The organism is Williamwhitmania taraxaci (assembly GCF_900096565.1).
GTDB classification, from domain to species: Bacteria; Bacteroidota; Bacteroidia; order Bacteroidales; family Williamwhitmaniaceae; genus Williamwhitmania; species Williamwhitmania taraxaci.
This window is the reverse complement of sequence record NZ_FMYP01000150.1, coordinates 1-2441: the sequence shown is the minus strand read 5'-3', so window position 1 is coordinate 2441 and position 2441 is coordinate 1. Positions and strand designations below refer to the sequence as shown.

Annotated in this window: 2 protein-coding genes; both read right to left on the bottom strand. The window is 48.7% G+C overall.

The annotated features are described in order from the left end of the window. Nucleotides 1–92: 92 nt before the first annotated feature. Complete coding sequence (locus tag BLS65_RS17575) at nt 93–2042, bottom strand: RHS repeat-associated core domain-containing protein (RefSeq protein WP_092441089.1); 1950 nt, start codon at nt 2040–2042, stop codon at nt 93–95. A 133-nt stretch (nt 2043–2175) separates the two neighbouring features. Beyond that, the coding region (locus BLS65_RS18690; RefSeq protein ID WP_212590593.1) for a hypothetical protein at nt 2176–2441 on the bottom strand (266 nt) is incomplete at its 5' end.

Genomic DNA, 2441 nt, shown 5'->3' with positions numbered 1-2441 from the left:
GTTCTCGGATTTGTTCAATTATTGTCATATCATAGAGACTTTCCACTAAGATAAGCAAATTTTTGCAACAACATTATCACTGAATAGAGCCATTACTTTTTAAATTTAATTGAATAATTCTTTGTATTAGAAACACGTAACGCATCGGCAGGCTGATTTTGCATTTGCCCTTGACCATTTACTTTCTGAGAGAAACCTTTTTCATTCCCAAAAACGTCTTTAGCTCCATTCATGCCTGCCCCAACTCCAATACTAATAGGATAATCAGTAACGGTTTCAACATAGTTGCTATTAACAATTTTCTGTCTTTGTTTTAATGCATTTTTATCGGCTTTATTTAAAATAGAAAACCCCTTAGACATAACATCATTATTAGCAGCCTTTCTAGCCCATTTGACCACACCTTTTACGGCTTCTCCTCCAAGCACGGAACCAGTAACATCGATTGTTGCCGATACCAAGGATTTTTCGCCATTAAAAATATTTTGATGTCCTTTTAAGGTCGAATAATCAAAGGCAGCATCACCTACAATCGCAGTAGTAATGGTGGTAGCCTTTACAACTTTAGTTAAGTTGGACCCTGGAATTCCAACAGCACCAATTAAAGCAGAAGTACCAACACTTGTCCAATCAACATCTGAAAATGCAGTAATAAAGTCCTCGTTTTTAAGCGACATATTAAGCGTCATTTGGATAGTAAAATCCATACTCGCTCCAATTGCTGCACCACCAACAGCCCTAATTGCTAAGACAGTTAAAGTAATTGGCTCCCGTCCATCGGGATCTATCACATTCGACGGATTGTTTAAACAATAAGCATATGGTGTCAACTCAGGATACTTCTTCGTCAGCGGATCCACGCTAAGGAACTTGGCAATGCGGGCATCGTAAATGCGGAAGCCGTAGTCGTAGGTGGCGTCGCTGCCCTTCATGTCGGCATCCTTCTCCTTGCCATTGTAGCCGTAGCGGTAGGCTGTTGCGCCGGAGGCAGAGCCTAGGCCGGGCATGGCCATACCAAAGGGGTAGTAGTGGTAGGTGCCGGAGGCTAGGGCATCGTAGTAGGTTTGGGCGGAGCCGCTCTTGGTATCGCTTACCACGGCGCGCACGTTGCCCAGGTGGTCCTTAAACTCATACTCCTTGAGGCCCACGGTGCGGGTAGCCAGCAGCTGCGCAGCCGGAGCGGTTGGGGCCATGGCAGGTAAGTTGGCGGAGGTGAGCAGCGCAAACGGAACCACGGCCAGCGGGGTATTTATATCGGGCTTGTAGGTGCCTAGGCGGTCGCTGCCGTAAAGGCTCACCTCGCGCTGGGTGTAGGTGGCAGTGTAATTGCTGGCCACCTTGCTGTTGTAGCGCTCATACACGGCCATGGTGTTGCCCGTGGCATCGCGCAGGTAGTAGGTGGTGGCAACCTTAGCGGGGTTGTTCACCTCCACCGCGGAGGTAGGCGTAGCGTAAGGCATGTTGTTTACCTGCTTGGCAATGCGGTTGCCGGCGGCATCGTAGGTGTACTTCACATACGGCTTTTGCTTGGTGGCGCTGTAGGCGGGTATCACCTCGGCTACCTTACCGTAAACAGTCCAGTGTATGGTTACCCCGGCCTGCTTATCGCCTATCATATTGCCAATGGCATCGTAGGTGTAGTTTTCGGCATCCGTCTGGTTGTCGATATCCACATCGGCGTAAACCTCGCTGCCCACTTCGTCCTTCACCGCTTTCAGCTTGTTGGTCTTGGCCTCGTAGCTGTAGGTAAGCTTGTCCATATCGGGGGCATCGGCCGTAGCTAGGTTACCGCTACGGTTTACGTTTAAGATGTTTCCGTTGAGGTCGTAACTGTAGCTGGTGGCAAACTTCGGCGTAGGCGTAGCAGTGCCCGCAGCAAGGTTGTTATACTTGCTGGCGGTAATGCGGTTGAGCATATCGTAGCTGTACTGCTCGCCGGTTACGCTGGCTACTCCATTCTCGCGGTAGGAGTTCGTCCAGGTGCTAATGTTGCCGTTGTAGAGGTTGCGCAAAGAGTATTTTGCTTGCCATACTGTTGCCATAACACAAACATAACGATTTATGAAACGACAGCAAGTGCTGAGCAAAAATAAACAGAATTAAAAGTTAGTATGGGAATCGAAAGAGAGGGATCACTCGTAACAAAAGTGCTACACCTACGGAGCTAAAAAAGGATTAAACGGACAGTTTTTTTACCATAATGTGGTGCCTACGGCACCGTTCTGCAAACACTTTTTCGTGCAGTGGGGGTGGTTCGACACCCCAAATATTGTGAAGGTTCAGCCTTTGCTGAAGTGTTTTTCCCCGCCGCTCCGAAGAGTTACAGTGGTCGGTGTCCAGATCACTGGAGAGCGAGCGCTTTTTCGGTGGGGTATAAACAAAAAAATCCCGGCCTCTTGCGAGACCGGGATTGAAGAACGGCGGCGACCTACTCTCCCACC

Coding starts and splice junctions, on each gene's coding strand:
- BLS65_RS17575 (WP_092441089.1), bottom strand. CDS start 2,042: ATGGCAACAGTATGGCAAGCAAAATACTCTTTGCGCAACCTCTACAAC.